The sequence below is a fragment of the Candidatus Magnetobacterium casense genome (assembly GCF_019173545.1).
GTDB classification, from domain to species: domain Bacteria; phylum Nitrospirota; class Thermodesulfovibrionia; order Thermodesulfovibrionales; family Magnetobacteriaceae; genus Magnetobacterium; species Magnetobacterium cryptolimnobacter.
Map to the genome: position 1 here is coordinate 1 of NZ_JABXWD010000351.1, position 3,526 is coordinate 3,526.

Sequence of the window (3,526 nt, forward strand, 5' to 3'; positions counted from 1 at the left end):
ACGGACAGTTGATCATAGAAGTAATCCCCGAACTGGAACTGGTCATCGGCACACAGGAGCCACCGCTGCCCCTTCCCCCGACGGAGTCGCAGAATCGCTTCAACTGGTGCTTTCAAAACTTTGTGGGCGTCTTTGCCACGCTCCAACATCCGCTGGTACTGTTTCTGGACGACTTGCAGTGGGCGGATATGTCTTCGCTGAAGCTGATCGAACTCTTGATGACCAACGAGGACAGTTGCCATCTTCTGATGGTGCTGTCCTGGCGCAGCAACGAAGTAGACAACGCCCATCCGTTGACCCGAACCCTCCGCGAGATAGGGCAGCGACAGGTGGCGATACACTCCGTGGTGCTGGATGCCCTGGAGGAGGTCAACGTCAATGAGATGCTTTCCGAAACCCTGCATCGCCCCAAGTCCGAAACCCTGCCGTTGGCACAACTGCTGCTTAAAAAGACCGACGGCAATCCCTTCTTCCTCAAGAAACTGCTAATCTCCTTGTATGAGGATGGCCTGATTGAGCTTGTCCCCTCTGCGTTGAGCTGGAGCTGGGATATGCCGGGGATACTGAGGGCAAGTATATCGGAAAATGTGGTAGAGTTCATGGTAAACCGGATCAAAAAACTGACCCCTGCCACCCAAGCCATCCTGAAATCCGCCTCCTGTCTGGGTAGCACCTTTGGTTTAAAGATGTTGTCGCTGCTTCACCGCAAAGGCATGAAGGAGACATTTGGTGAACTATGGGAAGCCCTTGAGGAAGAATTGATACTCCCACTGGATAATGCGTGGAAATTTATCTCCGACTCGGAACCTCGGTGCGTTCTTATGCGCTTTGCCCATGACCGCATCCAGCAATCGGCAGCATCACTCTTATCACCAGAACAGACCGCAGAACTCCACTTCACTATCGGCTCACTGATGACACAGCACATGGACAAGGAAAAAGAGGAAGAACACCTCTTTGAAATCGTCAACCACTTCAATCAGGCATTGCACCTTGCCACAACAGCGGAGGACAAGACCAAAATCCGCTTGCTAAACCTCAGAGCCGCCCACAAAGCCAGACTGTCTCTGGCCTATGAGACCGAATTCCACTGCATGAAGTCGGCACAGTCGCTGTTGGATAAGGATGCCTGGAGCACGGCTTATCAGGAAACCTTGAGGATTTACACGGAGACCACCGAGGCGTCATTTCATATCGGGGACTTTGCTCAGATGGATGCCGCATCAGGGGAGGTTCTCAGCCACGCCGAGGCATTCCTGGATAAGGTCCCGGTCTATCTGCTGCAGAGCAACAGGCGCATAGCGGAAAATCACCAGCGGGATGCCATTGTAATGCTGTTGCCTGTGCTGGCAGAGTTGGGAGTGCATCTGCCTGAAAATCCGGCAATGTCCGACGTCCAACAGAAGATGGCCGTGGTAGTAACAAAGCTCTCAGGATACACTATTGAGGCACTCCTTGAGCTACCTGCCGTCAATGACCCCCACAAGCTGGCTGCCATACGGATCATGACCAACGTGATCCCCTCTGCATGTCGTATAGACCCTGTTTTATTTTCGCTTATGACCCTGGAATGTGTGGAGTTGACAATCGCCCTGGGGAGTAATCCCTTGTCCTGTCTGGTGTACGGGGCCTATGGAATACTACAGACCGTGCTGGGTGATTTTGACTCAGGCTACCGGTTTGCCCTGCTGGCAAAGCAGATGATAGAACGCTTTAATGACAAAACCATCAAACCAATCGTCTTTAATGTCTGGTATGCCTTTATCCAGAATCACAAGGAACATCTGAATCGTTCGGTTACGGGGTTGCTGGAGGTGCATTCCTTGGCGATGGCAGTGGGCAACTTTGAGTTTGCCGCCATCCCGATCCATTTTCTCTGCTGTCATAGTCTGTTTTTGGGAAAACCCCTGACTGAACTCAGAGATGAAATGGCCCACCACATCGATGTCATGCGCAAGATCAACCAGATACTATCGGTGCGTCACACGCAACCCTGGCATCAGGTCGTCCTGAACCTCATCGAGGCCCCACAAGACCCATGGCAACTCCAGGGAAGCGTCTGTAATGAGTCCGAATTCCTGCCGATTCTGCAACAGGTCGAGGACCTCTACGCCATGCAGTTGTTCTACTTTGCCAAGGCCATGCTGGCCTACTGGGGGGGACGCTATCAACAGGCACAAGGGCATATAATCCTGGCAGAGCAATATCTGGATGCGGTGGCCGGCACGTTTCTGACCGATTCCATGTTCTGGTTCTATCGCTGCCTGATAGCCCTGGCACTTTACGACAAGGCAACCCCTGAGATGCAGACAAAGATCCTCTCGGACGTACAGACCTGGCAGCAAAAGGTACGCCACAGCGCCGACCATGCCCCCATGAACAACCTGCATCGCCGCTACCTGATAGAGGCCGAAGTTGCACGAGTCCTGGGCAACATCCCCGAGGCCGAAGACGCCTACGACAACGCCATTGAAGAGGCACAGCTCAACGGATATCTCAGCGACGAGGCAATGGCCAATGAGCTGGCCGGAAAGTTCTACCTCAAACGCGGTAAAAGCCGAATCGCAAAGGTCTACCTGATGCAGGCCCGCTATCTCTACGAACTGTGGGGGGCAACCGCCATTGTGCAACGCATGGTGCGTCAATATGGCGCACTGGTGGAATTGACAACCACCCCAAAGCAGGACTTTAAGTCCTCATCTTCAACCTCCCCTGAGGTCTCAACGTCTCCGGAGACTCATCCCCGTTGCAGTGTCCTGGATATCTATACCCTGTTGAAGGCCTCTCAGACCATCTCCGAGGAGATACACCTCGATGGCCTGCTTGAGAAGGTAATGCGGATCATGGTTGAAAACGCCGGCGCTCAAAAAGGCATCCTGCTATTGAAGGACACAGGCTGGCAGATACAGGCCATTGTGGAGACGACATCCAATAAAGTTGAAATCTTCCAGGGGATTGACCTGGAACTGGAAGAGGGGTTGCTTGCGCGCTCGGTCATCCAGTATGTCATTCGTACGGCACAGACGCTGTTGTCAATCAATGCCTTGCGGGATGTGCGTTTCATGCGTGACCCCTATGTGCGGCAACACTCGCTAAAGTCCGTCCTGTGCGAACCAATCATGCATCAGGGGCAATTTAGCGCAATCCTGTACCTGGAAAATAACCTGGCCGTTGGCGCCTTTACCGAGGACCGCCTGGAGGTGCTGAAGATGCTCAGTGCCCAGGCCGCTATCTCCATCGAAAACGCCAGGCTCTATGCCGGCCTCGAAGAAAAGGTGCAAAAGCGCACACAACAGTTGCAGCAGACAACACAAGAGTTGGCCGAAAAAAACAAGGAACTGGCAAAGGCAAGTCAGTTCAAGAGTGAATTCCTCGCCAATATGAGTCACGAAATACGCACGCCGATGAATGCGGTTATCGGGTTCTCCGGCCTTGCATTAAAGACCAAACTGACCCCGCAACAACATGACTACCTCGTTAAGATAGAGTCATCTGCAAAGTCACTACTTGGACTTATCAACGACAT

1 protein-coding gene is annotated in these 3,526 nt (G+C 52.9%); it reads left to right on the forward strand.

Annotated elements, in window-relative coordinates; translation table 11 throughout:
* A partial coding sequence (locus HWQ67_RS14670; RefSeq protein WP_218253437.1) for an ATP-binding protein occupies positions 1-3,526 on the forward strand: 3,526 nt, incomplete at both ends.